The organism is Nisaea denitrificans DSM 18348 (genome assembly GCF_000426505.1).
In the GTDB taxonomy this organism is placed as follows: domain Bacteria; phylum Pseudomonadota; class Alphaproteobacteria; order Thalassobaculales; family Thalassobaculaceae; genus Nisaea; species Nisaea denitrificans.
This window is the reverse complement of record NZ_AUFM01000011.1, coordinates 645305-668334: the sequence shown is the minus strand read 5'-3', so window position 1 is coordinate 668334 and position 23030 is coordinate 645305. Positions and strand designations below refer to the sequence as shown.

Sequence of the window (23030 nt, the reverse complement as noted above, 5' to 3'; positions counted from 1 at the left end):
GACGCCGGGCGGCGAGGACCTTTAGTCTAGTCGTCGCCGTCGTGACTGATTTCTTCGACGAATTCCTCGAAGTCTTTGGCTTCGCGGAAGTTCTTGTAGACCGACGCAAACCGGACATAGGCAACCTGATCCAAATTGGCCAGGGATTCCATGACCATCTGCCCGATCACTTCGGACGGAATCTCCGCCTCGCCCATGCTTTCTAGTCGCCGGACGATGCTGGTCACCATCCTCTCGATGCGTTCCGGGTCGACCGGGCGCTTGCGCATCGAAATCTGCACGGACCGGACCAGTTTGTCCCGATCGAAGGGTGCCCTCTTGCCCGTCTTCTTGACTACGGTCAGCTCACGGAGCTGAACCCGTTCAAAGGTCGTGAAACGCGCACCGCAGGCCGGGCAGAACCGGCGCCGCCGGATAGCCGCATGGTCTTCCGTTGGACGGGAGTCCTTCACCTGGGTATCGGTGTGGCCGCAAAACGGACAACGCATGGTCTTCCCCCTTCAATCAGTCAACTGGCAGCGGCCGCCCCGGGCCGCGACCGGGATTAGTAGATCGGGAACCTGTCACACAACAACCGGACATCTTCCCTGACCTTCTCTTCGATCAGCGAGCTATCGTCCGGATTCTGCGCAACGGCATCAAGCACGTCGCCGATCAGGTTTCCGATTTCCTGGAACTCCGCCACACCAAAGCCGCGCGTGGTCCCAGCCGGCGTGCCAAGACGCACTCCGGACGTGATCATCGGCTTTTCCGGATCGAACGGAACGCCGTTTTTGTTACAGGTGATACCGGCCCGCTCGAGAGCAGCCTCCGCCACCTTGCCGGTCAGGCCCTTCGGGCGCAGATCGACGAGAAGAACGTGAGTGTCCGTGCCGCCGGAAACGATATCCAGACCGCGCGCTTTCAGCACTTCGCCAAGAGCCTTCGCATTCTCGACGACCTGATGGGAATAGGTCTTGAATTCCGGTGTCAGCGCTTCGGCGAAGGACACCGCCTTGGCGGCAATCACATGCATCAACGGGCCGCCCTGAAGACCAGGAAATACCGCCGAGTTGATCTTCTTGCCGAGATCCGGGTCGTTCGAGAGGATCATGCCGCCGCGTGGTCCGCGCAGGGTCTTGTGCGTCGTAGTCGTGACCACATGCGCATGGGGCAGCGGGCTCGGATGCGCACCGCCAGCAACCAGGCCCGCGAAATGCGCCATGTCGACATGGAAATAGGCGCCGACAGAATCGGCGATCTCGCGGAAGCGCTTGAAATCAATCTGACGCGGATAGGCAGAACCACCCGCAATGATCATCTTCGGCTTGTGTTCCTCGGCAAGCGCCTTGACCTGATCAAAGTCGATCTGCGCGTCTTCCTTGCGAACACCGTACTGGACGGCCTTGAACCATTTACCGGAAAGATTCGGCGGCGCGCCATGGGTCAGGTGACCGCCGGCTGCAAGTGACAGCCCCATGACGGTATCGCCGGGCTCGAGCAGCGCCAGCATAACCGCCTGATTCGCCTGGGCGCCGGAATGCGGCTGCACGTTGGCGAAGCTGCAATCGAACAGCTTGCAAGCCCGCTCGATGGCCAGAGCCTCGGCCTTGTCGACGAATTCACAGCCGCCGTAATAGCGCCGGCCGGGATACCCCTCGGCATATTTATTGGTGAGGACAGAGCCTTGAGCTTCCAGCACCGCACGGGAGACGATGTTCTCGGAGGCGATCAGCTCGATCTGGTCTTTCTGCCGCTCAAGTTCTTCTTTGATCGCGCCATAAAGTGCCGGATCGCTTTCGGACAGGGGCGTCGCAAAGAAAGGGTTATCGGTTGTGCTCGTTTCAAAGGCGGACATGACAGCTCCAGTTCGTATCCCGCAATGCAACGTGGCCTACTCGCTCAGACATCGCAGTGCAAGGACGTGATTTACATGCTCTCGGCAAATCCGAGTTTGTCGACGCGACGTTGATGCCGGCCGCCTTCGAATTCTGTTGCAAGAAAGACATCAACACAGTCTTTCGCGACTTCTTCGCCGATAAGGCGCGCACCAAGCGCAAGGACATTGGCGTCATTGTGCAGACGACAGAGCCGTGCCGAGGTAATGTCATGACAAAGGCCCGCGCGTATCCAGTCATGCCGGTTCGCAGCGATGCTTATGCCAATCCCTGTGCCGCACACAACGATCCCACGGGGCGCCTTCCCCTCCTTCAGGGCATGCGCGACCGCGGCACCGAAATCGGGGTAATCGACCGACGCCGCCCCGTTCGTGCCAACATCTACGATCCGCCACCCTTTTTCTTCAAGGTGAGCTACCAATACTTGTTTCAGAGAATATCCGGCATGATCCGAACCGATCACGATCACGTTATCTGTCATTACCTGTCAGGCTCGTTGTTCCAGCAAGAGAAGAGCCTACTATATACACGGCACGGAGGCCCGCGAACCACTATTTGCGCTCCCGACCCTTACGCGACGCGCTAAAGAATACGGTCTCGCGCCACAAACTATTCACTGCAATATCTTGACCGCATATTCCAGAAAGAAGCTATTTTCAAAAATCGCAGGAATTCATTGTATTTGTATTCAGGGTTTGAGAAACGGAACGCCGCATTAATTCTTGACAACTATTTCGCCCGGGACAATGTTCCGAGGACACCCTAATCAATATAATGTAAATATCGGATCTAGAAATGACCGACGAAACCCGTGAAGACAATCTGGACTCTTCTGAACTACTCCGTATGACCACGGATGTTGTATCCGCTTATCTCGGAAATAACACTGTGGCAGCGTCGCAGATTTCGGAGGTCATCAGTACGGTTCACGAAGCGCTGACGCGCCTCAATACTGAGGTTAGCGAGCCGGAAGTCGAGCCGGCAAAACCGGCAGTGCCAATCCGCCGCTCGATTACGCCGGAATTCATCATCTGCCTTGAAGACGGCAAGCGTCTCAAAATGCTGAAGCGTCACCTCCGGACGACCTACAACATGACCCCGGAAGAGTATCGCGCCAAATGGGGCCTGCCGGCAGACTATCCGATGGTCGCGCCGAATTACGCTGCGCAGCGGTCTGAGTTCGCCAAGAAGATTGGTCTTGGACGCAACGCCGTCAAACGCGGTGGTCGCAAGCGGAAAGCTGTCTGATCACAAACACCCTGTTATTGAAGAAGCGCCGGTATCGTCCGGCGCTTTTTCTTTTCAAGCCTGCCGGTTAAAAATCAGACTACGGTCCCACGGCCACGCGACTGTGGTTGCGGTTGCGATTTTTTTTCGAGAACGTACTTCAACTTGCGCAGCACCGCGTGCTTCAGGCCAGCCTCGCCACTGGCAGGATTACCGACGATCGAAACCTCAACCATGCTGACGGGATCGAAGGCACTGACCTTCACATAACTCCCGGATGGCAGAAACTCGATTATCACCCTTTGCTCGTTCAGCTTTCGCGCCATCTTTCTTCCCGGCGATAAACCGTTCTTGCTGGTATTGCGGAACGGCAACAGTGCCCCAACGGAAATTTGAAGCTACAACTGCTTCGGCGTATATACCTCTGCAACAAATTCAGCAACTTTGGGAGTCTCCCCATGTCCGTCCAACCCGTTGTCGATGCCGCGAAGTCGGCGAAAGCCTCGCGACCGCAATTCGACTGGGAAGATCCCCTCCTCCTCGAGCAGGAACTGACCGAGGAAGAGCGGATGATCCGCGATGCCGCGCGCGCTTATTGTCAGGACAAACTGATGCCGCGGGTTCAGGAGGCCTTCCGGGATGAAGTCTTCCATCGCGAGATCATGAGCGAGATGGGAGAGCTGGGCTTTCTCGGCTGCACCATCGATGGCTATGGCTGCGCCGGTGTGAACCATGTCTGCTACGGCCTGATCGCCCGTGAAGTCGAGCGGGTCGACAGTGGTTACCGCTCAGCCATGAGCGTCCAGTCCAGCCTGGTCATGCACCCGATCTATGCTTACGGCAGCGAAGAGCAGAAGCAGAAGTACCTGCCGAAGCTGGCAACCGGCGAATGGGTCGGCTGTTTCGGCCTGACCGAACCGGACCACGGCTCCGACCCGGGAAGCATGGTCACTCGCGCGAAGAGCGTCCAGGGCGGCTATCTGCTGAATGGCGCGAAGATGTGGATCACCAACTCGCCGATCGCCGACGTCTTTGTCGTCTGGGCAAAGACCGATGACGGCCAGATCCGCGGCTTCGTCCTTGAAAAAGGCATGAAGGGCCTGACCGCGCCCAAGATTGAGGGCAAGTTCTCCCTGCGCGCTTCCGTCACCGGCGAGATCGTCATGGATAATGTCGAGATCCCGGAAGAGAACATGCTGCCGAACGTATCTGGCCTGAAGGGGCCTTTCGGTTGCCTGAACAAGGCCCGCTTCGGCATTTCCTGGGGCGCCATTGGTGCCGCCGAGTTCTGCTGGCATCAGGCCCGTCAGTACACGATGGACCGCAAGCAGTTCGGCCGCCCGCTCGCCGCCAACCAGCTTATCCAGAAGAAGCTAGCCGACATGCAGACCGAGATCACACTCGGCTTGCATGGCGCTCTGCGTCTCGGACGGATGATGGACAGCGGCCACGGTGCGCCGGAAGCAATCTCTCTGATGAAGCGGAACAATTGCGGCAAGTCTCTGGACATCGCCCGCGTTGCCCGCGACATGCATGGCGGCAATGGCGTCTCGGACGAATATCATGTGATCCGGCACGTCGTGAACCTGGAAGCAGTGAACACTTACGAAGGCACCCACGATGTGCATGCCCTGATCCTGGGCCGCGCACAGACCGGGCTTCAGGCCTTCACCGGTGCCTGACGCGACACACTAAAACGAATACCGGCGGCGGCGCCCCCAGGGCGCCGCCGTTTTTATTTCTTCATATTTGCGCAGGCCGCGGAAATTGCTGCCATCTGCGGGTCGGTGAGCTGCTGGCCATTGAATTCAAGCCGGCCCGACATGATGTCGTATTCTATCGCTCCAATACCGGCTTCCCCGGCCACACCTTCCGGCAAAGAGAAAAGATCGGCCACATCAAGTGTGAGCGGGATGATAATCTTTGTCGGCGCCTCAATGATGGCTGAGCCGGGCAAATCCGCCGATACAACCGGCCGTCCAGCGGCATCAATCCCCGGCTTGTACTCAACATCGGCAGAAGGCTGATGGGCAATGAGCCGCGCGCAATCCTCTTTCGAAATCTCGATACCTTTCGTCTCATCGGCCCGAGCATTTCCTAAAACCGCACCCGCAAGGAAAAGGCTTCCGGTAATCAGAAACGGAGCCGACAACTTCAACTTTGCGTAAAAGCACATGATCATGTCTCAATTCGCTCCCCAGACGACGTTTGATAACAAAAATTAGATGAGAATCGATATCATTTGACCTAGGCGCAAAAAAATTAGTGACGCCTTCACCAACATGTCATATGGTCCCCATCAATAAAAAAAAAGAATAAGTCCGAGCCGCGAATTTGGCCCGAGTTTAGGGAGGAAGCGAACCACAGCGTTAAAACGCTGCGGTCGAATCATAAAAAAAAATTCGCCGGCAAGATCTTCCAGATCTTGCCGTTTTTCTTGGTGCCACCTTTTCTTTATCAGACTTGGTTCCGTGTTAGCCACAGCCTCTCCCGGCCCGGCCATTACCAATTCTGAATAGCATCCCGGAACGAGAACAGATCGGCTGCAATGATGTAGTTGATCAAGGTTGTGGCAAGGAGTGCCACAATCGTGGCTCCCAATGCTTTCTTCCAGAGATGCGGCCGCTTGGGTGCACTTGGAGCATGGCCCTCCTCGGGCTCTTCCACAACGCGCACGCCAATCGGCAGCGCCATCAGGAAGAACCACCACCAGAGCAGCAGAAAGACGACAACGATAGAAACCCAGTCATTCATGCACGTGCGCTCCGCCTAAGCCTGCTCGAGCTCGACCAGCGTCCCGGCAAAGTCCTTCGGGTGCAGAAACAGAACCGGTTTGCCATGCGCCCCGTTCTTCGGCTCGCCGTCCCCGAGTACCCTTGCGCCCTCGGCCTTCAGGCGATCGCGAGCAGCAATGATGTCGTCAACCTCGTAGCAAACATGATGCATACCGCCGGACGGGTTCTTTTCAAGGAAAGCCGTAATCGGTGAAGAATCCCCGAGCGGATAAAGCAGCTCGATCTTGGTGTTGGGGAGCTCGATGAAGACGACGGTCACGCCATGCTCGGGCAGATCTTCGGGAGCACTGACGCTGGCACCGAGCGCACCTCGATAGGTGGCACATGCCGCATCCAGATTCGGCACGGCGATGGCAACATGGTTCAAGCGACCGATCATCGATTTCTTCCCTTTATTCTTCGTCAGACACGCAGCACATGGACCGTCGTTACAGGGCGCTTTCCATATTCGGCACGAACGACGCGGCGAACAGCCCGGCGCACCGCTTCTCCAACCTCTTCGTCCTTGGTCCGCGCCTTCTTGCCGAGTGCGCCGACCGTCTCCCATATGAGATCTGTCGCAGTGTCACTCAATGCGTCAATTTCGCCTTCATCGGCAATGCCGTTGAAGGTCAGCACCGGATCACTGTGCAACTGACCCTTTCCGTTCATCAGCACGGTTACCGAGACCGCTCCGTTGAACAGCATTTTTTTGCGATCACCGATCACGCTCGATTCAAGCGGAATGATCCGGCCACCATCCAAGGTCAGCATGCCGGTCGGCACCCAGCCAATAACCTCGACGTTACCTTCTTCAAGGCGGATCAGGCTACCATTGCCCGGCACGATGGCTTCAGGCACCTGGCATTCCCGTGCGAGCCGGGCATGTGCCTCCAGATGGCGCGGACTGCCATGGACCGGCACGGCGATTTTCGGGCGGATATACTGGTACATCTCGACCAGTTCCTCACGAGCCGGATGCCCAGAAACATGGACATGATGGTCCCGCTCGGTCACCACCTCGATGCCTCGCGCCACCAGCCGGCTCTGCACCCGGCCAATCGCTGTTTCGTTCCCGGGAATCTCCCGGGACGAGAAGATAACGACGTCACCGCGCTCAAGCGTGATTTCCTGGTGTGCGTTCTCGGCTATTCGGGCAAGAGCGGCCCGCGACTCTCCCTGAGATCCGGTGCAGATCAAGACCAGCTTGTCGCGCGGAATGAAGCCTGCGTCCTTCTCCGACAGAAATTCGGGAATATCGCGGAGATACCCATTCTGCAGTGACGCCTCATACATACGCCAGAGAGAGCGGCCAACCAGCGCAACATTACGGCCGGCAGCCGCAGCCGCGGCCGAGATATTCGCAAGCCGGCCGACATTCGACGCAAAACAGGTGATGGCAATGCGCTGATCATGCTGCCGGAACAACTCGGCAAGTGACTCGGTCAGGCTGGCTTCGGAACCAGATCTGCCCTCATCGAGGACATTCGTCGAATCACCGATCAAAGCGAGCACGCCTTCATCGCCGAGTTCGCGAAGGGCTTCGATATCGCTCGTCCGTCCGATCACCGGGTCCGGATCGAATTTCCAGTCACCCGTATGCATTACCGTACCGCCGCCACAGCGGATCGCCAGCCCGTTAGCCTCCGGAATGGAGTGAGTGAGCGTGATCAATTGCAGCTCGAACGGGCCAAGAACGAAGTTGGCGGAGATATCCACCTCGATCAGCTCGACCTGTTCAAGAATTCCCACCTCGGAAAGCTTCCGGCGTATCAGTGTCGCCGTGAAGGGGGTCGCATAAATTGGGCAGCGCAAACGCGGCCACAGATGAGGAATAGCCCCGATGTGATCCTCATGGCCGTGGGTGATAACCAGCCCGACCAGATCCTTCCGGCGCTGTTCGATGAACTCCGGGTCCGGCAGCAGTACATCGATGCCGGGCATCGTGTCGTCGCCAAAGGAGATCCCGAGATCCACCATCAGCCACTTGCCGCCATAATGGTAGAGGTTGAGGTTCATCCCGATTTCGTCACTGCCGCCAAGCGGCAGGAAAATGAAATCCTCGTCCTTGATCTTCGGCACGCCGCTCATCGAGTTTTATTCCGCTCATGGATCAGCAACAGGCCGCGTAGTGTGATCGCCTCGTCCACATGTTCAATAACCGGCGTGCAGTCGGCGAAGATCGCCGCAAGTCCGCCCGTGCCAATAACCGTCATATCCGTTCCGTACTCTGCTTTGATGCGGGAAACCAAGCCTTCGATCAGACCGATATATCCCCAAAAGATTCCCGAGTGCATGGCACTCACTGTCGACTTTCCGATAACGCGCACGGGACTGTTGGTCCCCTCGTCCGGCATCTCCGGCGGACGGATTGCAATGCGCGGCAGCTGTGCCGCTGCGTTGTAAAGCGCATCAAGGGAAAGATTGATTCCCGGCGCAATGATCCCTCCGGCATAACCGCCATCAGGTTCAACAACGTCAAAAGTCGTTGCTGTGCCGAAATCGATGACGATCAGCGCGCCCTCATAGGCCGCATGTGCGGCAATGGCGTTCACCAGACGATCCGCCCCGACTTCAGTCGGCCGCTCGATCCGGATATCGATCCCGAGATCCACACCTTTTCGGCCAACAACCATGGGCTCGATCTTGAAGTATTTCCGGCACAGGGTTTCCAGATTGAAAACCACCTCCGGCACAACCGTCGCCATAATCACTTCGCCGATATCGCTCCGGTCGATCCCTTCGAGCGCCATCAGCTGGGTCAGCCAGACAGCATATTCATCCGCCGTGCGGGCAACATTGGTCGACGCTCTCCAGGAGCCGCGTTTCTCATCTCCGGAAAACACCGCGAATACCGTGTTCGTATTGCCACAATCTATCGTCAGCAGCATCAGCCGCCCTCCGCAAGCCGAACATCGCCGGCAGAAATCCTGTGCTTCTCGCCGCCATCACCTACGACAATCATCGAGCCGTCAGCCTCTATCCCGTCATAGCGGCCAACGATCTTCTGTTCACCATTCTCGACAGAAACCCTCTGGCCGATCCAGCGCGACCGTTCCGACCATGCAGCCCGGATAGGCGCAAACCCATCGGAACACCAAAGCATATAGCGCGCGGACAGAGCCTTCAGATAGAGATCGAGCAATCCCTCGACCGTGAGTGGCGCGGCAAGATGATCCCCAAGTGCCGTTGTCGGATACCGGGCGCCATCCGGAGCATGGGCGAGATTGATGCCGACCCCCAGCAGAGCGACAACATGGTCTCCGCGCACACGCGTCTCAGTCAGGATGCCGGAAATCTTGGCGCCGCCCAGCAACACGTCATTCGGCCATTTCAGCACCTGGTCCGCATCGGGCAACAAGCCGGAGACGGTATCGTGAACAGCAAGCGACGCGACGAAAGAGAGCTCCTGCAGACGGCCGAGCGGCAACCCCGGGTCGAGGATCGCCGTCGTGTAGAGATTTCCTTCCGGGGACACCCATGCCCGGCCGAGCCTACCGCGCCCGGAACTCTGGCTCCGGGCCCAGATCAATGTCCGGTCCAGAGCCCCGTTTTGCGCCAAGCTGTCGGCTTCGTCATTCGTGCTGGATACGGAATCGTAACCCAGAATCCTGAAGCCGTGGCTCTGGCGCTCGTGGTTCAAATATTCAGGTCCTTCAGGGCCCCGCCAGACACTCAGTCAAGCGCGGGCCACTTGCCTCACCCGGCGAACAGGGCTGATGCGGCCGCTTTGGCGCTGCTGACCAGCGGTGCGGGGACGATGAAGAACAACAGCGTCACCGCAGCCATCACCGTCATGATGATTTTCAGATCCCCCGGGATCGCGGTGTCCAGCGGCTCTTCCGCCTCGTCGAAATACATGATCTTGACGATGCGCAGATAATAGAAAGCACCAATCACGCTGGCGATAACGCCGAGAATCGCGAGAGCGAAGAGGCCTGCATTGACCGCAGCCATGAACACAAACCACTTTCCGAAGAAACCGGCGAGCGGCGGGATACCAGCCATCGAGAACATGAAGATCATGATCATCGCGGCCATGCCCGGATGCGTCTTGGAGAGCCCGGCCAGATCGTGAATGCCCTCGACCGGACGACCCTGCCGACGCATCGAGAGGATGCAGGCAAAGGTTCCGACATTCATGAAGAGATAGAGAGCGAGATAGACCAGAATTCCGCTGACCCCTGCCTCGTTTGCAGCAGCAAGCCCGACCAGCGCATAGCCCATATGGCCGATGGAACTGTAGGCCATCAGGCGCTTGATATTCGTCTGGACGATCGCCGCGATCGCACCGATTGCCATGGAGAGGACCGCGATCAGGGCAATGATCTGCTGCCACTCGCCGACCAGAGCGCCGAACGGCTCCAGCAGAACCCGCAGGAACAGCGCCAGCGCCGCGACCTTCGGTGCAACCGCGAACAGAGCGGTGACCGGTGTCGGCGCACCTTCATAGACATCCGGGGTCCACATATGAAACGGAACGGCGGAAACCTTGAAGGCGAGGCCACAGATCACGAACACGAGGCCGATGATCAAACCGACCGACGGCTGCTGACCGTCCAGACCGGAGAATACGTTCGCCAGACCTTCGAACTCGGTCGTCCCAGCGAAACCGTAAACCATCGAGGAGCCGTAAAGCAGCATCCCTGAGGACAGCGCACCCAAGACAAAGTATTTCAGGCCGGCTTCGGTGGATTTCAGCGTGTCCCGACGGATCGAGGCAATGACGTAAAGCGCCAGGCTCTGGGTCTCGAGACCGACATAGAGCGCGATCAGGTCGTTGGCCGACACCATCATCAGCATGCCGAGCGTCGAGAGCACGATCAGAACCGGATATTCAAAGCGCTCGAAACTGTCCTGCCGGAAAGTGCTCCGGGACATAATGATGGAAAGGATTGAGCCGGCAAGGATCAGAATCTTGGCAAACTGCGCAAACGGTCCGGCCTTGAACATACCGAAGAAGGCCAATGTCGTGTCGCCGCCGTGGCTCATCACCAGGCCACCTGCCACCAGAAGCACTGCGACAGCGAGCCAGGAGGTCGCCTCCTGTGCCTTGCCGCCTCTGAACACGCCGAACATGAGCAGCACCATGGCGGCCGCTGCGAGGAAAATTTCCGCGGCCGCCGGGCTCATCACGGGAAGCGTTGTGATCGCGTCCATGGGTCTCACTCCTGCCCTAGCGGGCGGCCACGGCCACGCCGGCATCGCCGAGCGCAACCTTGTAGTTGCTGATCAGGTGATCGACAGACACCGACATGATGTCGAGGAAGGTCGACGGATAAATGCCCATCCAGAAGACGAGGATGATGAGCGGTGCGAAAATCGCGATCTCTCGGGGCGACAGGTCAAGGATCTGCTTCAAAGCCTCCTTGTCCATCACACCGAAGATAACCCGGCGATAAAGATAGAGCATGTAGGCGGCACCCAGGATCAGGCCCGTTGCGGCAAAAGCCGCAAGCCAGGTACTCGCCTCGAAGGCGCCCATCAGGATTAGGAACTCACCGACGAAACCGCTGGTGGCCGGCAGGCCGACGGAAGCCATGGTGAAGATCATGAAGACCAGCGCATAGCGCGGCATACGCTCCACCAGACCGCCATAAGCCGCGATCTCGCGGGTGTGCATCCGGTCATAGACCACGCCGACGCAAAGGAAGAGCGCGCCGGAGACAACGCCGTGGCTCAACATCTGGAAGATAGAGCCTTCGACGCCCTGGGTGTTCAGCGTGAACATCCCGATGGTGACAAAGCCCATATGCGCAACCGAAGAATACGCAATCAGTTTCTTCATATCCTGCTGCACCAAGGCGACGAGCGACGTGTAGATCACCGCTACGACACTGAGCACGAAGACCAGCGGCGCGAAATACTCGGTCGCTTCCGGGAACATCGGAATGGAGAATCGAAGGAAGCCGTAACCGCCCATCTTCAGCAGCACGCCGGCAAGGATCACGGACCCCGCCGTCGGCGCCTCAACGTGAGCATCGGGCAACCATGTATGGACCGGCCACATCGGCACCTTGACCGCAAAGGAGGCAAAGAACGCGAGCCAGAGCCAAGTCTGCAATTCCGTAGAGAAACCGGCGGCCATCAGTTCCGGGATGTCCGTCGTGCCGGTTTGCAGATACATGGTCAGGATGGCGATCAGCATCAGCACGGAGCCGAGCAGCGTGTAGAGGAAAAACTTGAACGCCGCATAGACCCGGCGGGCACCGCCCCAGATTCCAATGATCAGGAACATCGGGATCAGCACACCTTCGAAGAAGATGTAGAAGACCAGAATATCCAGCGCACAGAACATGCCGACCATCAGGGTCTCAAGGACCAGGAAGGCGATCATGTATTCCTTCACCCGCTTCTGCACAGCCTCCCAGCTTGAAAGAATGCAGATCGGTGTGAGCAGCGTGGACAGCAGCACGAACCACATGGAGATGCCGTCGACACCCATGTGATAGCCGATGCCCCAATCCGGCAGCCAGTCGCGCTTTTCGACGAACTGGAAGTCAGCCGTGGTCGGGTCGAACCCGGCCCAGATCAGCAGCGATACCACGAAGGTAATCAGCGAGGTCCAGAGCGCCACGTAGCGGGCATTCTTGGCAACCTGCTCTTCTTCACCGCGGGTCAGCGCAATGAAGAGTGCCCCCGCCAGCGGCAGGAAGGTTACCAGAGAGAGGAGAGGCCAATCGCTCATGGTCTTACTTCCCGCTCATCAGCATGTACCAGGAGATGATCGCAACCACGCCGATCATCATCGCAAAGGCATAATGGTAGACATATCCGGACTGCATCTTGCCTGCGCGGACCGCCGCAAGTTTGGTAATCAGGCTGACGCCGTCGGGGCCGAAGCCGTCGATGATCGCGCCGTCGCCGCTTTTCCAGAAGATACGGCCGAGCTTCATGGCCGGACGGATGAAGATGTAGTCGTACAGCTCGTCGAAGTACCACTTGTTCAGCAGGAACAGGTAGATCGGCCGGAAGGTCGAGGCGACCTTCGCCGGCAAACCAGGCACGAACATATACATGACATAGGCAAGGCCGATACCGGCGACCGTGACGACGATCGGAAGCAGTTTCACCCAGGTCGGTACGTGGTGTGCGCCTTCGATCGTATCGTTGCCTTCGGCGACGAAGATCGCGGCCCCCCAGAATTGCTCGCGCAGGTCTCCGCCGAAATACTGGTAGCCAAGCCAACCGGCAAACACTGCGCCGGTCGCAAGAACGATCAGCGGCACTGTCATGACCGGCGGGGATTCATGGATATGGCTCATGACTTCCTTGCTGGCGCGGGGAGCGCCGTGGAAGGTCATGATCAGGAGACGCCAGCTATAGAACGCTGTCATGAAGGCCGCCCCGACACCGAGCCAGAAGGCGTAATCGCCGACACCGGTGTGACGCGCATACGCCACTTCGATGATCAGATCCTTCGAGAAGAAACCGGAGAATGGCGGCAGGCCGACCAGAGCCCAGCTACCGATCCACATCATGATGTAGGTGAGTTTGATGTGTCTCCAGATGCCGCCCATGTTGCGCATGTCCTGCTCGTCCGACATGGCGTGGATCACCGAGCCGGCGCCGAGGAACAGCAGTGCCTTGAAGAAGGCGTGCGTCATCAGGTGAAAGATAGCGGCGGAATAGGCCGAAACACCGCAGGCGAAGAACATGTAGCCGAGCTGGCTACAGGTCGAATAGGCGATCACCCGCTTGATGTCGTTCTGGCAGAGACCGACAGTCGCCGCGAAGAAGGCCGTCGTTGCCCCGACAATTGTGATCACCATGAGCGTATCGGGCGAGAATTCCATCATCGGCGACAGGCGCGCGACCATGAACACACCGGCCGTCACCATGGTTGCCGCGTGAATAAGCGCGGAGACCGGCGTCGGGCCTTCCATGGCGTCCGGAAGCCAGGTGTGCAGGCCGAGCTGGGCCGACTTACCCATGGCACCAATGAACAACAGCATGCAAAGGATGGTCAGGGCGTGCCACTCTGTACCAAGGAACTCAAGCGTCATGCCCGCTTTTTCCGGCGCGGCGGCAAAGATATCGTCCAGCACGACCGTATCGAACAGCAGGTATGTGCCGAAGATACCCAAGGCAAAACCGAAATCGCCGACCCTGTTGACGATGAAGGCCTTCATCGCCGCAGCGTTGGCGGATGGCTTATGGAACCAGAAACCGATCAACAGATAGGAGGCGAGACCGACGCCTTCCCAGCCGAAGAACATCTGCACCAGATTGTCCGCCGTCACCAGCATCAGCATGGCGAAGGTGAAGAGGCTGAGATAGGCCATGAAACGCGGCTTTGAGGCGTCGTGGCTCATGTATCCGATGGAATAGACATGAACCATGGTCGACACGCCTGTGACCACGATCAGCATGACCGCCGTCAGGGTATCGAACTTGAGCGCCCAGGAGGCTTCCATCGATCCGGAAGAAATCCAGGTGAACAGCTCTACCGTGACCGGGTTACCGCCGAGCGCGACATCGAAGAATGCGATGATCGAGAGCCCCAGCGCACCGAACATGCCGGCACAGGTGACAAGCTGCGCCGGACGGTCTCCGATGGCGCGGTTTCCGAAGCCCGCGATGAGACTGCCGAGCAGCGGCAGGAAGACGATTGCGGCGTACATCCGGCCTTACCCTTTCATCAGGTTGATGTCTTCGACCGCGATGCTTCCGCGATTGCGGAAATACACCACGAGGATGGCAAGGCCGATGGCGGCCTCCGCCGCGGCGACCGTCAGCACGAAGAGTGCGAAGATCTGTCCGACGAGATCGTTCAGGAAGACAGAGAAGGTCACCAGGTTGATGTTCACCGCGAGCAGCATGAGCTCAATCGACATCATGATGATGATCACGTTCTTCCGGTTCAGGAAGATCCCGAACATACCGAGTGTGAAGAGGACGGCGGCAACCGTCAGGTAATGCGCCAGGCCGATTTCCAGCATGATCAGACCCCTTCCCCGCTCTGCACTTTAACGACTTCAACCGTCTCTTCCGTGGTCCGGGAAAGCTGTGCCGAGATACGCTGGCGCTTGACCCCCGGCCGGCTCCGAAGCGTGAGCACGATGGCACCGATCATGGCGATCAGCAGGATCAGACCAGCCGACTGGAAGAGATAGACATAGCGGGTATAAAGCAGCGCGCCGAGCGCGTGAGTATTGGTCACAGCCGTAGGATCAGGCGCCGGGGCCGCCGTGATCAGATCAGGTGCGATCACCCAACTTGTCACCACGAAGAACAGTTCGGCGAAGATCACCACCCCGATCAACAGGCCAATCGGCAGGTACTTCATGAAGCCCTGACGCAGCTCGACGAAATTGATGTCCAGCATCATGACGACGAACAGGAACAGCACCGCGACCGCACCGACATAGACCACCACCAGAATCATGGCGATGAATTCGGCTCCGATCAGGACGAACAGTCCTGCCGCATTGAAGAAAGCCAGGATCAGGAACAGAACCGAATGAACCGGGTTCCGCGACGAGACCACCATGACGCCCGAGGCAATGGTGATCGCGGCAAAGACATAAAATATGAGTGCCTGGATCATCCGCGCCCCCGCTCCGCCGGAAGTCCGGCAGGCATTTTGTGAGTCATCTCAGCCATTCTATCGGCTTTCTTCATGTTCCCTCGCCCCCAAGCAGCCCTTAACGGTACGGCGCTTCGACGGTCAGATTATGCGCGATCTCGCGCTCCCAGCGGTCCCCGTTCGCGAGCAACTTGTCCTTGTTGTAGAACAGCTCCTCGCGGGTTTCCGTGGCGAATTCAAAGTTCGGTCCTTCGACGATCGCATCGACCGGGCAGGCTTCCTGACAGAAGCCGCAATAGATGCATTTCGTCATATCAATATCGTAGCGGGTCGTCCGCCGGCTGCCGTCGTCGCGCGGCTCGGCCTCGATGGTGATGGCCTGTGCCGGACAGATCGCCTCGCAGAGTTTGCAGGCAATGCAGCGTTCTTCCCCGTTCGGGTAGCGGCGCAAGGCGTGCTCTCCGCGGAAGCGACTGCTGATCGGCCCCTTTTCATAAGGGTAATTGATGGTCACCTTCGGCTTGAAAAAATACTTCAGCGTGAGATACATGCCCGAAAGCAGTTCCCACAGCAGCAGGCCGCGCGCGCTTTGTTGCAACGTGCTCATGGCTCAGCCTCTCTCCATCGTGCGCGTTTCAGTCGCGTCTGACATCATTCGATCCGTCCTCATCCCAACACCGGCGCCGGTACCCAGTCGAAGGCCACCAGCACACCAGCGGTCAGCACGACCCAGAGCAGCGAGAACGGCAGGAACACTTTCCAGCCCAGACGCATCAGCTGATCGTAGCGGTAGCGCGGGAATGTCGCCCGGACCCAAAGGAAGAAGAACAGCACAAAGGCAATCTTGGCGAAGAACCAGATCGGCCCCGGTATCCAGTTGAACGGTGCGATATCGAACAACGGCAACCAGCCGCCCATGAACAGGATCACAGTGATCCCGCTCATCAGGATCATGTTCGCGTATTCACCAAGGAAGAACAGGGCGAAGGTCATTGAGGAATATTCGACGAAATACCCAGCAACCAGCTCCGACTCGCCTTCCGGAAGGTCGAACGGCGCCCGGTTCGTTTCGGCCAGTGCCGAGACGAAGAAAATCACGAACATCGGCAGCAGCGGAATGGCGAACCAGACCGTCTTCTGCGCTTCGACAATAGCGGTCAGGTTCAGCGAGCCGACACAGAGCAGAACGGTAATCATCACGAAGCCGATGGACACTTCGTAGGAGACCATCTGCGCCGCCGAGCGAAGCGCGCCGAGGAAGGCGTATTTCGAGTTCGACGCCCAGCCAGCCATGATCACGCCATAGACGCCGAGCGAGGAAATCGCGAACAGATACAGCACGCCGACATTGATATCGGACAGCACCATGCCTGCATCGAACGGGATCACCGCCCAGGCGATCATGGCAAGGGTGAAGGTCAACATCGGCGCCATGGCGAACATGATCTTGTTCGCGCCCGCCGGCATGATGGTTTCCTTGGCGAACAGCTTTACACCGTCGGCGAGCGGCTGCAGCAGACCGAACGGACCGACAACATTCGGCCCCTTCCGCATCTGCATGGCACCAATCACCTTGCGTTCGAAATAGGTGAGATAGGCCACGGCCACCAGCAGCGGCACCACAATGGCGAGGATCTGCGCCAGAATGATCGCTGTCGGGATCACGTAGGTTTCGAGGATCGCATCCATACCCACTTAACTCCTCACCCCTCGGTCCCGGTCTTGTCCTGCTTGGGCAGGACAAAGACTTCCGTGCATTCGGCCATCGTCTGGGAGGCCCGGCTGATTGGATCGGTCATGTAGAAATTCTCGACCGTGGTTCCAAAACCTGTCTCGGACATTGCTCCTTCGGCGCCGAACGGCCCCCAGGCAGCCTTCGGCGCGATATCGATCTCGGTAAAGACCTCGTTAGACTTCCGAAGAGCGGCCCGAAGCTGCTCCAAGCTGTCATAGGGCAGTGTCGCACCGAGATGCGCCGAAAGAGCCCGGACAATGGTCCAGTCCTCGCGGGCCTCGCCCGGCGGGAAGCTGGCCCGCAGTCCCATCTGCACCCGGCCTTCTGTGTTCACGTAGAGGCCATCTTTTTCCGTGTAGGCAGCGCCTGGCAGGATCACGTCCGCACGGTGTGCGCCACGGTCACCATGGTGGCCTTGATAGATCACGAAGGCATCGCCGAGACGTTGTGTATCGATCTCGTCCGCACCAAGCAGGTAAACCGCCTTGATCTTGCCCTTGGAAGCGCCGTCGAGCATGCCCGCGACATCCGCGCCACCATTGCCCGGCAGGAAGCCGATATCGAGGCCGCCAACGCGGGATGCCGCCGTGTGCAGCACACTGAAACCGTTCCAGGCAGGAACCTCGTTGCCTTCCTCGTCCTTCGAGGCGGGCACGAGCATGCCGGTGCTTTCCGCGATCTTGCGGGCCATCGCCAGAACCGCCGCCCCGTCTTCGCGGGTCAGCGCGCCCATGCCGAGGATGAGCATCGGCTTTTTGGCGTCCTTTAGTACGGAGGCAAAATCGTTCTTGCCATCGGCAAGCTCGGTCAGGGTCTGAGCACCGGCGCCCAGATGATCGTATTTGTAAGTCAGATCGACCGGCGCGCCGATCACACCGACCTTGAGACCGCCCGTGAGCCAGCGCTTGCGGATGCGGGAATTCAAGACGGCAGCATCCCAGCGCGGATTAGCGCCGACGATCAGGATGGCGTCGGCTTCCTCGATCCCGGCAATCGTCGCATTGAAAAGATAACCGGCCCGGGTCGTCGCATCGAGCTTTGCACCGTCCTGACGGCAGTCCAGGTTCGGTGAACCCAACGCAGTCATCAGGCCCTTCAGGGCAAACATGGACTCAACGTCGACCGTATCGCCGGCAACAGCGGCAATTTCGGCGCCCTTGAGCCCCTTCATCTTCGCTGCAATGGCGGCGAAAGCGTCATCCCAGGAAACCGGCTGCAGTTTGCCGTCCTTGCGGAGATACGGCTTGTCCAGCCGCTGGCGCTTCAGACCGTCACAGGCATAACGGGTCTTGTCGGAGATCCACTCTTCGTTGACCTCTTCATGCAGGCGCGGCAGCACACGAAGCACTTCGGAGCCCCGCGTATCGACCCGGATGTTCGAGCCAAGCGCATCCATCACATCGATGGTCTCGGTCTTGCGCAGCTCCCACGGGCGCGCCACGAACGCGTAAGGCTTGGAGGTCAGCGCGCCGACCGGGCAAAGGTCGATCACATTGGCCGAGAGCTCGCTGTCGAGCGCCTTTTCCAGATAGGTCGTGATTTCCGCATTCTCACCGCGGCCGAGCAGGCCCATATCGGTGACACCGGCCACTTCGGTCGAGAACCGGACGCAGCGTGTGCAATGGATGCAGCGGGTCATGATCGTGTTGACCAGCGGGCCCATATACTTGTCTTCAACCGCGCGCTTGTTCTCGTCATAGCGGCTGGAATGATGGCCGAAGGCCATCGCCTGATCCTGCAGGTCGCATTCGCCGCCCTGATCGCAGATCGGGCAATCCAGCGGGTGGTTGATGAGGAGGAACTCCATCACCCCTTCCCGCGCCTTCTTCACCAGATCCGTATCCGTGCGGATCACCATGCCTTCGCCGGCCGGCATCGCGCAGGAAGCAACAGGCTTCGGTGAGCGTTCCATTTCCACGAGGCACATGCGGCAGTTACCCGCAATCGACAGGCGTTCGTGATAACAGAAGCGCGGCACCTCGGCGCCAGCCTCTTCGCAAGCCTGCAACACGGAGGCGCCAGCCGGAACCTCGACCTCCGTACCGTTGACTGTCAATTTAGGCATTGCGATCTCCCCGCAAGCACGTTCCCGTCGGGCACATCATTCCGCTGCCTCCAATACCGGCTGGCCGGCCTTGCGAGCTTCAATCCGGCGTTCAACTTCCGGCCGGAAGTGCCGGAGAAGACCCTGGATCGGCCATGCAGCAGCATCGCCCAGCGCACAGATCGTATGACCTTCGATCTGCTTGGTAACTTCATAAAGCGCGTCGATTTCCTCGACCTCTGCCTCGCCCCGGCAGAGCCGGTCCATGACCCGGTACATCCAGCCGGTGCCTTCACGGCACGGCGTGCACTGGCCACAGCTCTCATGCTTGTAGAAGTATGAAAGGCGCGCAATGGCCCGGACGATGTCTGTCTGCTTGTTCATCACGATGACGGCGGCGGTACCGAGACCGGCGCCTACTTCGCGGAGCGAATCGAAATCCATCAGCACGTCGTCGCAAACCGACTTCGGCATCATCGGCACGGAGGAGCCACCTGGGATCACGGCCAGCAGGTTGTCCCAGCCGCCGATCACACCGCCGCAATGCTTCTCAAGAAGCTCACGGAGCGGAATGCCCATTTCTTCTTCGACATTGCACGGATTTTCAACATGGCCCGAGATGCAAAACAGCTTGGTGCCGGAATTCTTCGGTCGGCCAAGATCCGCAAACCACTGATAGCCGCGCCGCAGGATTTCCGGAACAACCGCAATGCTTTCAACATTGTTGACCGTTGTAGGGCTGCCATAAAGGCCGACACCAGCCGGGAACGGCGGCTTCAGCCGCGGCTGGCCCTTCTTGCCTTCGAGGCTCTCCAGAAGAGCGGTTTCCTCGCCACAGATATAGGCGCCGGCACCGCGATGCAGGATGACGTCGAAATCGTAGCCGGAACCGCAGGCGTTCTTGCCGATCAGACCCGCTTCGTAGGCCTGGTCGATCGCTGCCTGAAGGCGCATCGCCTCATTATAGAACTCGCCACGGATATAGATGAAAGCCGCAGTCGCCCGCATGGCGTAACCGCCGATCAGGCAGCCTTCGACCAGCTTGTGCGGATCATTCCGGATAATTTCACGGTCCTTGCAGGTGCCCGGCTCGGACTCATCGGCGTTGACCACGAGATAATGCGGCTTGTCCTTCACCTCTTTCGGCATGAAGGACCATTTCACACCGGTCGGGAAGCCCGCCCCGCCGCGTCCGCGCAATCCGGAATTCTTCACGTCTTCGACGATATCTTCCGGGCTGCGTGAAAGAATCTCTTTTGTGGTGCTCCAGTCGCCGCGCTTGCGGGCGCCTTCAAGGCCCCAGTCGAACCAGCCGTAGAGGTTTGTGAAGATGCGGTCCTCGTCCCTCAACATCACTTGTCTCCCGCATTAGCATCAGTAGACTGGGCGGCGCTGATCTGAGCGTCATACGTCCGGGCACCCTCATTGTCCCTGTAGGACATCAGGGTCTGCGCACCGGCCTCCGGCTCGGAATGGTTCCGGCCGCTGAGCGAGCCCGGCTCCGGCACCTCACCCTTCTTCAGGGCGTCGAGCAGCTTGGCTGTGTTCTCGTAATTGGCGTCTTCATAGAAATCGTCGTTTACCTGCAGAATCGGCGCATTGGCGCAGGCGCCAAGGCATTCCACCTCAAGCAGGGTAAACATGCCGTCTTCGCTGGTCTGATGGTTGTCGAGACCGAGCTTGTCCTTGATGCACTTCATCACCTGATCGGAACCGCGCAGCCAGCACGGCGTCGTGGTGCAGGCCTGCAGGAAATATTTCCCGACCGGCTTCAGGTTGTACATCGTGTAGAAGGTCGCCACTTCCAGAACCCGGATGCGCGGCATTGTCAGTTTCTCGGAGATCACGTCGATCGCGGCCAGCGGAATCCAGTTGTCGTGCTGGCGCTGGGCCAGATCGAGCAACGGCATCACCGCGCTGGCCTGACGGCCTTCCGGATATTTGGCAATGATCGCATCCGCCTTCGCCATATTCTCGGGCGTGAAGGCAAAGCTCTCGGGCTGGTTCTCGGCGATGTCGATACCGCTCACCGGTCAATCTCCCCGAACACAATATCAAGCGAGCCAATGATGGCGACGGTGTCGGCCAGCATGTGCCCTTTGGACAAGAAATCCATGGCGGACAGGAACGAAAATCCGGGAGCCCGGATCTTACAGCGATAGGGTTTGTTCGTGCCGTCGGAGACCAGGAACACTGCGAATTCGCCTTTCGGCGCTTCCACGGCTGTGTAGGTCTCGCCAGCCGGCACGTGATAACCCTCAGTATAAAGCTTGAAGTGGTGGATCAGTGCTTCCATCGAGTGCTTCATTTCGCCGCGGCTCGGCGGAGCAACCTTCCGGTCTTCGGTTTTCACCGGGCCGTCCGGCATTTTCTCAACGCACTGCCGAATGATCTTCAGGCTTTCCCGGACTTCCTTGATACGCACCAGATAGCGCGCGTAGCAGTCACCGGTCTTGCCGATCGGAATATCGAAATCGAGCTCGCTATAAACATCATAAGGCTGCGATTTCCGCAGATCCCACGGCATGCCCGAAGCCCGGATGCACGGACCGCTGAAGCCGAGCGCCTGCGCCTCTTCAGCCGTGACGATGCCGATATCCACGGTCCGCTGCTTGAAGATCCGGTTTTCCGTCAGCAGGCTCTCGATATCGTCCATCAGGGCCGGGAAAGTCTCGGTCCAGGCCATGATGTCGTCCAGCAGGCCAGCCGGAATATCCATGGCCACGCCGCCCGGGCGGAAATAAGCCGCGTGCAGACGCGCGCCGCAGGCCCGCTCATAAAACTCCATAAGCTTTTCGCGCTCTTCGAAGCCCCAGAGCAGCGGCGTCATGGCGCCAACGTCGATCGCGAAGGTCGTGATGTTCAGCAGGTGGTTCAGGATGCGCGAGATTTCGGCATAGAGCACCCGGATGTACTGACCGCGTTTCGGCACTTCGATGCCGAGCAGTTTCTCGACCGCCAGCGCATAGGCATGTTCCTGAGACATCGGCGCGACATAGTCGAGTCGGTCGAAATACGGCACTGCCTGCAGATAGGTTTTGTATTCGATCAGTTTCTCGGTGCCACGATGCAGAAGACCGATATGCGGATCAGCCCGTTCGACGATCTCGCCATCCATCTCCAGCACCAGGCGCAGCACACCGTGCGCGGCAGGGTGCTGCGGGCCGAAATTCAGCGTAAGCGGCTTGATATGCGCTTCAGCCATCAGGAAGCCCCCTCTTCGGACTGCTCATCCGCCTTCTCGTCACCCGGCAGGAGCGAACGCGCGCCTTCCCAAGGGCTGAGGAAATCAAAACTGCGGAAATCCTGAACCAGCTTCACCGGCTCGTAGACCACCCGCTTCTGCTCGTCGTCATAACGCACTTCGACATGACCAGTCAGCGGGAAGTCCTTGCGCAGCGGATGACCTTCGAAACCATAATCCGTCAGTAGCCGGCGCAGGTCCGGATGATCGGAGAAGAAGACTCCGTACATGTCCCACGCCTCGCGCTCGAACCACTCGGCCGACGGGAACACGCCACTGACCGAAGGGACTGGTGTCACCTCGTCGGTCGCGACCTTGACCCGTATCCGGTTGTTCTGTTGCACGCTCAGAAGATTGTAGACAACGTCGAATCGCTGTTCACGCTCCGGATAATCGGTACCGCAGAGATCGACGAGGCACCGGAACTGGCACTGCGCATCATCCCGAAGGAAGGTAAGCACCTTCAGGATATATTGCGGCCGGGTGCGGATCACGAGTTCGTCGAGAATAAAACCGGTCTCGACAAGCTCGGTGTCGAGCTGGCCGGACAGATAGTCCGCCAGCTCTCTCTGCATTTGTGTCGGTGCTGCCATGCTGTCG

Annotated in this window: 24 protein-coding genes; 2 read left to right on the top strand and 22 right to left on the bottom strand. The window is 58.8% G+C overall.

Annotated features, from left to right (window positions below):
* Positions 1–26: 26 nt before the first annotated feature.
* From nrdR to rpiB, 3 genes are all read right to left on the bottom strand, one after another.
* Positions 27–488 carry a transcriptional regulator NrdR gene (gene nrdR, locus K328_RS0103970; protein WP_028464858.1) on the bottom strand — a complete coding sequence of 154 codons (462 nt, stop codon included), beginning with the start codon at positions 486–488 and terminating at the stop codon, positions 27–29.
* Positions 489–544: 56 nt separating this feature from the next.
* Positions 545–1837 carry a serine hydroxymethyltransferase gene (glyA, locus tag K328_RS0103965; RefSeq protein WP_028464857.1) on the bottom strand — a complete coding sequence of 431 codons (1293 nt, stop codon included), beginning with the start codon at positions 1835–1837 and terminating at the stop codon, positions 545–547.
* A 71-nt stretch (positions 1838–1908) separates the two neighbouring features.
* Positions 1909–2358: a ribose 5-phosphate isomerase B gene (gene rpiB / locus K328_RS0103960; protein WP_028464856.1), complete on the bottom strand. Its 450-nt coding sequence runs from the start codon at positions 2356–2358 to the stop codon at positions 1909–1911.
* A 314-nt stretch (positions 2359–2672) separates the two neighbouring features.
* Between rpiB and K328_RS0103955 the strand changes: the two genes are divergently transcribed.
* Positions 2673–3125, top strand: a complete 453-nt coding sequence (locus tag K328_RS0103955) for a Ros/MucR family transcriptional regulator (RefSeq protein WP_028464855.1) — start codon at positions 2673–2675, stop codon at positions 3123–3125.
* A 74-nt stretch (positions 3126–3199) separates the two neighbouring features.
* Here the strand turns inward: K328_RS0103955 and K328_RS0103950 are convergent, their stop codons facing one another.
* On the bottom strand, positions 3200–3430 hold the full coding sequence (locus K328_RS0103950; RefSeq protein WP_028464854.1) for a DUF6898 family protein: 231 nt from the start codon (positions 3428–3430) through the stop codon (positions 3200–3202).
* Positions 3431–3562: 132 nt separating this feature from the next.
* Here K328_RS0103950 and K328_RS0103945 point away from each other — a divergent pair, with 132 nt between their 5' ends.
* A complete protein-coding gene (locus K328_RS0103945; protein WP_028464853.1) occupies positions 3563–4786 on the top strand; it encodes an acyl-CoA dehydrogenase in 1224 nt (407 codons plus the stop codon).
* A 53-nt stretch (positions 4787–4839) separates the two neighbouring features.
* Here K328_RS0103945 and K328_RS25590 read toward each other — a convergent pair whose 3' ends face one another.
* The 18 genes from K328_RS25590 to K328_RS0103855 form a co-directional block, all read right to left on the bottom strand.
* The gene (locus K328_RS25590; RefSeq protein ID WP_051284438.1) at positions 4840–5286 is read right to left on the bottom strand and encodes a hypothetical protein; all 447 of its coding nucleotides are present in this window, start codon (positions 5284–5286) and stop codon (positions 4840–4842) included.
* A gap of 320 nt (positions 5287–5606) precedes the next feature.
* The gene (locus K328_RS0103935) at positions 5607–5858 is read right to left on the bottom strand and encodes a DUF1467 family protein (RefSeq protein ID WP_028464852.1); all 252 of its coding nucleotides are present in this window, start codon (positions 5856–5858) and stop codon (positions 5607–5609) included.
* Between the two features lie 15 nt (positions 5859–5873).
* Positions 5874–6278, bottom strand: a complete 405-nt coding sequence (gene mce / locus K328_RS0103930; protein ID WP_028464851.1) for a methylmalonyl-CoA epimerase — start codon at positions 6276–6278, stop codon at positions 5874–5876.
* A 23-nt stretch (positions 6279–6301) separates the two neighbouring features.
* Positions 6302–7969: a ribonuclease J gene (locus K328_RS0103925; protein ID WP_028464850.1), complete on the bottom strand. Its 1668-nt coding sequence runs from the start codon at positions 7967–7969 to the stop codon at positions 6302–6304.
* Positions 7966–8769: a type III pantothenate kinase gene (locus tag K328_RS0103920; RefSeq protein ID WP_028464849.1), complete on the bottom strand. Its 804-nt coding sequence runs from the start codon at positions 8767–8769 to the stop codon at positions 7966–7968. Before K328_RS0103920 ends, K328_RS0103925 begins: the two co-directional genes overlap by 4 nt.
* Positions 8769–9521 carry a biotin--[acetyl-CoA-carboxylase] ligase gene (locus tag K328_RS0103915; protein ID WP_028464848.1) on the bottom strand — a complete coding sequence of 251 codons (753 nt, stop codon included), beginning with the start codon at positions 9519–9521 and terminating at the stop codon, positions 8769–8771. Before K328_RS0103915 ends, K328_RS0103920 begins: the two co-directional genes overlap by 1 nt.
* 56 nt (positions 9522–9577) lie before the next feature.
* Positions 9578–11038: an NADH-quinone oxidoreductase subunit NuoN gene (gene nuoN, locus K328_RS0103910; protein ID WP_028464847.1), complete on the bottom strand. Its 1461-nt coding sequence runs from the start codon at positions 11036–11038 to the stop codon at positions 9578–9580.
* Between the two features lie 16 nt (positions 11039–11054).
* On the bottom strand, positions 11055–12566 hold the full coding sequence (locus K328_RS0103905) for an NADH-quinone oxidoreductase subunit M (protein WP_028464846.1): 1512 nt from the start codon (positions 12564–12566) through the stop codon (positions 11055–11057).
* Positions 12567–12570: 4 nt separating this feature from the next.
* Positions 12571–14502 carry an NADH-quinone oxidoreductase subunit L gene (gene nuoL, locus K328_RS0103900; protein WP_028464845.1) on the bottom strand — a complete coding sequence of 644 codons (1932 nt, stop codon included), beginning with the start codon at positions 14500–14502 and terminating at the stop codon, positions 12571–12573.
* A 6-nt stretch (positions 14503–14508) separates the two neighbouring features.
* Positions 14509–14817 carry an NADH-quinone oxidoreductase subunit NuoK gene (gene nuoK, locus K328_RS0103895; RefSeq protein ID WP_028464844.1) on the bottom strand — a complete coding sequence of 103 codons (309 nt, stop codon included), beginning with the start codon at positions 14815–14817 and terminating at the stop codon, positions 14509–14511.
* A 5-nt stretch (positions 14818–14822) separates the two neighbouring features.
* The gene (locus tag K328_RS0103890; RefSeq protein WP_028464843.1) at positions 14823–15428 is read right to left on the bottom strand and encodes an NADH-quinone oxidoreductase subunit J; all 606 of its coding nucleotides are present in this window, start codon (positions 15426–15428) and stop codon (positions 14823–14825) included.
* 97 nt (positions 15429–15525) lie between these two features.
* Positions 15526–16014 (bottom strand): NADH-quinone oxidoreductase subunit NuoI, encoded by a 489-nt coding sequence (gene nuoI, locus K328_RS22490; protein WP_036553121.1) that lies wholly within the window; start codon positions 16012–16014, stop codon positions 15526–15528.
* A 59-nt stretch (positions 16015–16073) separates the two neighbouring features.
* Positions 16074–17096 (bottom strand): NADH-quinone oxidoreductase subunit NuoH, encoded by a 1023-nt coding sequence (gene nuoH, locus K328_RS0103880; RefSeq protein WP_028464842.1) that lies wholly within the window; start codon positions 17094–17096, stop codon positions 16074–16076.
* A 14-nt stretch (positions 17097–17110) separates the two neighbouring features.
* Complete coding sequence (gene nuoG, locus K328_RS0103875; protein WP_028464841.1) at positions 17111–19207, bottom strand: NADH-quinone oxidoreductase subunit NuoG; 2097 nt, start codon at positions 19205–19207, stop codon at positions 17111–17113.
* A gap of 36 nt (positions 19208–19243) precedes the next feature.
* Positions 19244–20539, bottom strand: coding sequence for an NADH-quinone oxidoreductase subunit NuoF (nuoF, locus tag K328_RS0103870; RefSeq protein WP_028464840.1), 1296 nt, complete (start codon positions 20537–20539; stop codon positions 19244–19246).
* The gene (gene nuoE, locus K328_RS22485; RefSeq protein ID WP_051284436.1) at positions 20539–21216 is read right to left on the bottom strand and encodes an NADH-quinone oxidoreductase subunit NuoE; all 678 of its coding nucleotides are present in this window, start codon (positions 21214–21216) and stop codon (positions 20539–20541) included. The genes nuoF and nuoE overlap by 1 nt, the downstream gene beginning before the upstream one ends.
* A complete protein-coding gene (locus K328_RS0103860) occupies positions 21213–22391 on the bottom strand; it encodes an NADH-quinone oxidoreductase subunit D (RefSeq protein ID WP_028464839.1) in 1179 nt (392 codons plus the stop codon). Before K328_RS0103860 ends, nuoE begins: the two co-directional genes overlap by 4 nt.
* On the bottom strand, positions 22391–23023 hold the full coding sequence (locus K328_RS0103855; protein ID WP_028464838.1) for an NADH-quinone oxidoreductase subunit C: 633 nt from the start codon (positions 23021–23023) through the stop codon (positions 22391–22393). The genes K328_RS0103860 and K328_RS0103855 overlap by 1 nt, the downstream gene beginning before the upstream one ends.
* Positions 23024–23030 lie beyond the last annotated feature (7 nt).

What these genes read in the sequence shown, in the direction of transcription:
- nrdR (WP_028464858.1), bottom strand. Translation starts at nt 488, where the DNA reads ATGCGTTGTCCGTTTTGCGGCCACACCGATACCCAGGTGAAGGACTCC.
- glyA (WP_028464857.1), bottom strand. Translation starts at nt 1,837, where the DNA reads ATGTCCGCCTTTGAAACGAGCACAACCGATAACCCTTTCTTTGCGACG.
- rpiB (WP_028464856.1), bottom strand. Translation starts at nt 2,358, where the DNA reads ATGACAGATAACGTGATCGTGATCGGTTCGGATCATGCCGGATATTCT.
- K328_RS0103955 (WP_028464855.1), top strand. Translation starts at nt 2,673, where the DNA reads ATGACCGACGAAACCCGTGAAGACAATCTGGACTCTTCTGAACTACTC.
- K328_RS0103950 (WP_028464854.1), bottom strand. Translation starts at nt 3,430, where the DNA reads ATGGCGCGAAAGCTGAACGAGCAAAGGGTGATAATCGAGTTTCTGCCA.
- K328_RS0103945 (WP_028464853.1), top strand. Translation starts at nt 3,563, where the DNA reads ATGTCCGTCCAACCCGTTGTCGATGCCGCGAAGTCGGCGAAAGCCTCG.
- K328_RS25590 (WP_051284438.1), bottom strand. Translation starts at nt 5,286, where the DNA reads ATGATCATGTGCTTTTACGCAAAGTTGAAGTTGTCGGCTCCGTTTCTG.
- K328_RS0103935 (WP_028464852.1), bottom strand. Translation starts at nt 5,858, where the DNA reads ATGAATGACTGGGTTTCTATCGTTGTCGTCTTTCTGCTGCTCTGGTGG.
- mce (WP_028464851.1), bottom strand. Translation starts at nt 6,278, where the DNA reads ATGATCGGTCGCTTGAACCATGTTGCCATCGCCGTGCCGAATCTGGAT.
- K328_RS0103925 (WP_028464850.1), bottom strand. Translation starts at nt 7,969, where the DNA reads ATGAGCGGCGTGCCGAAGATCAAGGACGAGGATTTCATTTTCCTGCCG.
- K328_RS0103920 (WP_028464849.1), bottom strand. Translation starts at nt 8,769, where the DNA reads ATGCTGCTGACGATAGATTGTGGCAATACGAACACGGTATTCGCGGTG.
- nuoN (WP_028464847.1), bottom strand. Translation starts at nt 11,038, where the DNA reads ATGGACGCGATCACAACGCTTCCCGTGATGAGCCCGGCGGCCGCGGAA.
- K328_RS0103905 (WP_028464846.1), bottom strand. Translation starts at nt 12,566, where the DNA reads ATGAGCGATTGGCCTCTCCTCTCTCTGGTAACCTTCCTGCCGCTGGCG.
- nuoL (WP_028464845.1), bottom strand. Translation starts at nt 14,502, where the DNA reads ATGTACGCCGCAATCGTCTTCCTGCCGCTGCTCGGCAGTCTCATCGCG.
- K328_RS0103890 (WP_028464843.1), bottom strand. Translation starts at nt 15,428, where the DNA reads ATGATCCAGGCACTCATATTTTATGTCTTTGCCGCGATCACCATTGCC.
- nuoI (WP_036553121.1), bottom strand. Translation starts at nt 16,014, where the DNA reads ATGAGCACGTTGCAACAAAGCGCGCGCGGCCTGCTGCTGTGGGAACTG.
- nuoH (WP_028464842.1), bottom strand. Translation starts at nt 17,096, where the DNA reads ATGGATGCGATCCTCGAAACCTACGTGATCCCGACAGCGATCATTCTG.
- nuoG (WP_028464841.1), bottom strand. Translation starts at nt 19,207, where the DNA reads ATGCCTAAATTGACAGTCAACGGTACGGAGGTCGAGGTTCCGGCTGGC.
- nuoF (WP_028464840.1), bottom strand. Translation starts at nt 20,539, where the DNA reads ATGTTGAGGGACGAGGACCGCATCTTCACAAACCTCTACGGCTGGTTC.
- K328_RS0103860 (WP_028464839.1), bottom strand. Translation starts at nt 22,391, where the DNA reads ATGGCTGAAGCGCATATCAAGCCGCTTACGCTGAATTTCGGCCCGCAG.
- K328_RS0103855 (WP_028464838.1), bottom strand. Translation starts at nt 23,023, where the DNA reads ATGGCAGCACCGACACAAATGCAGAGAGAGCTGGCGGACTATCTGTCC.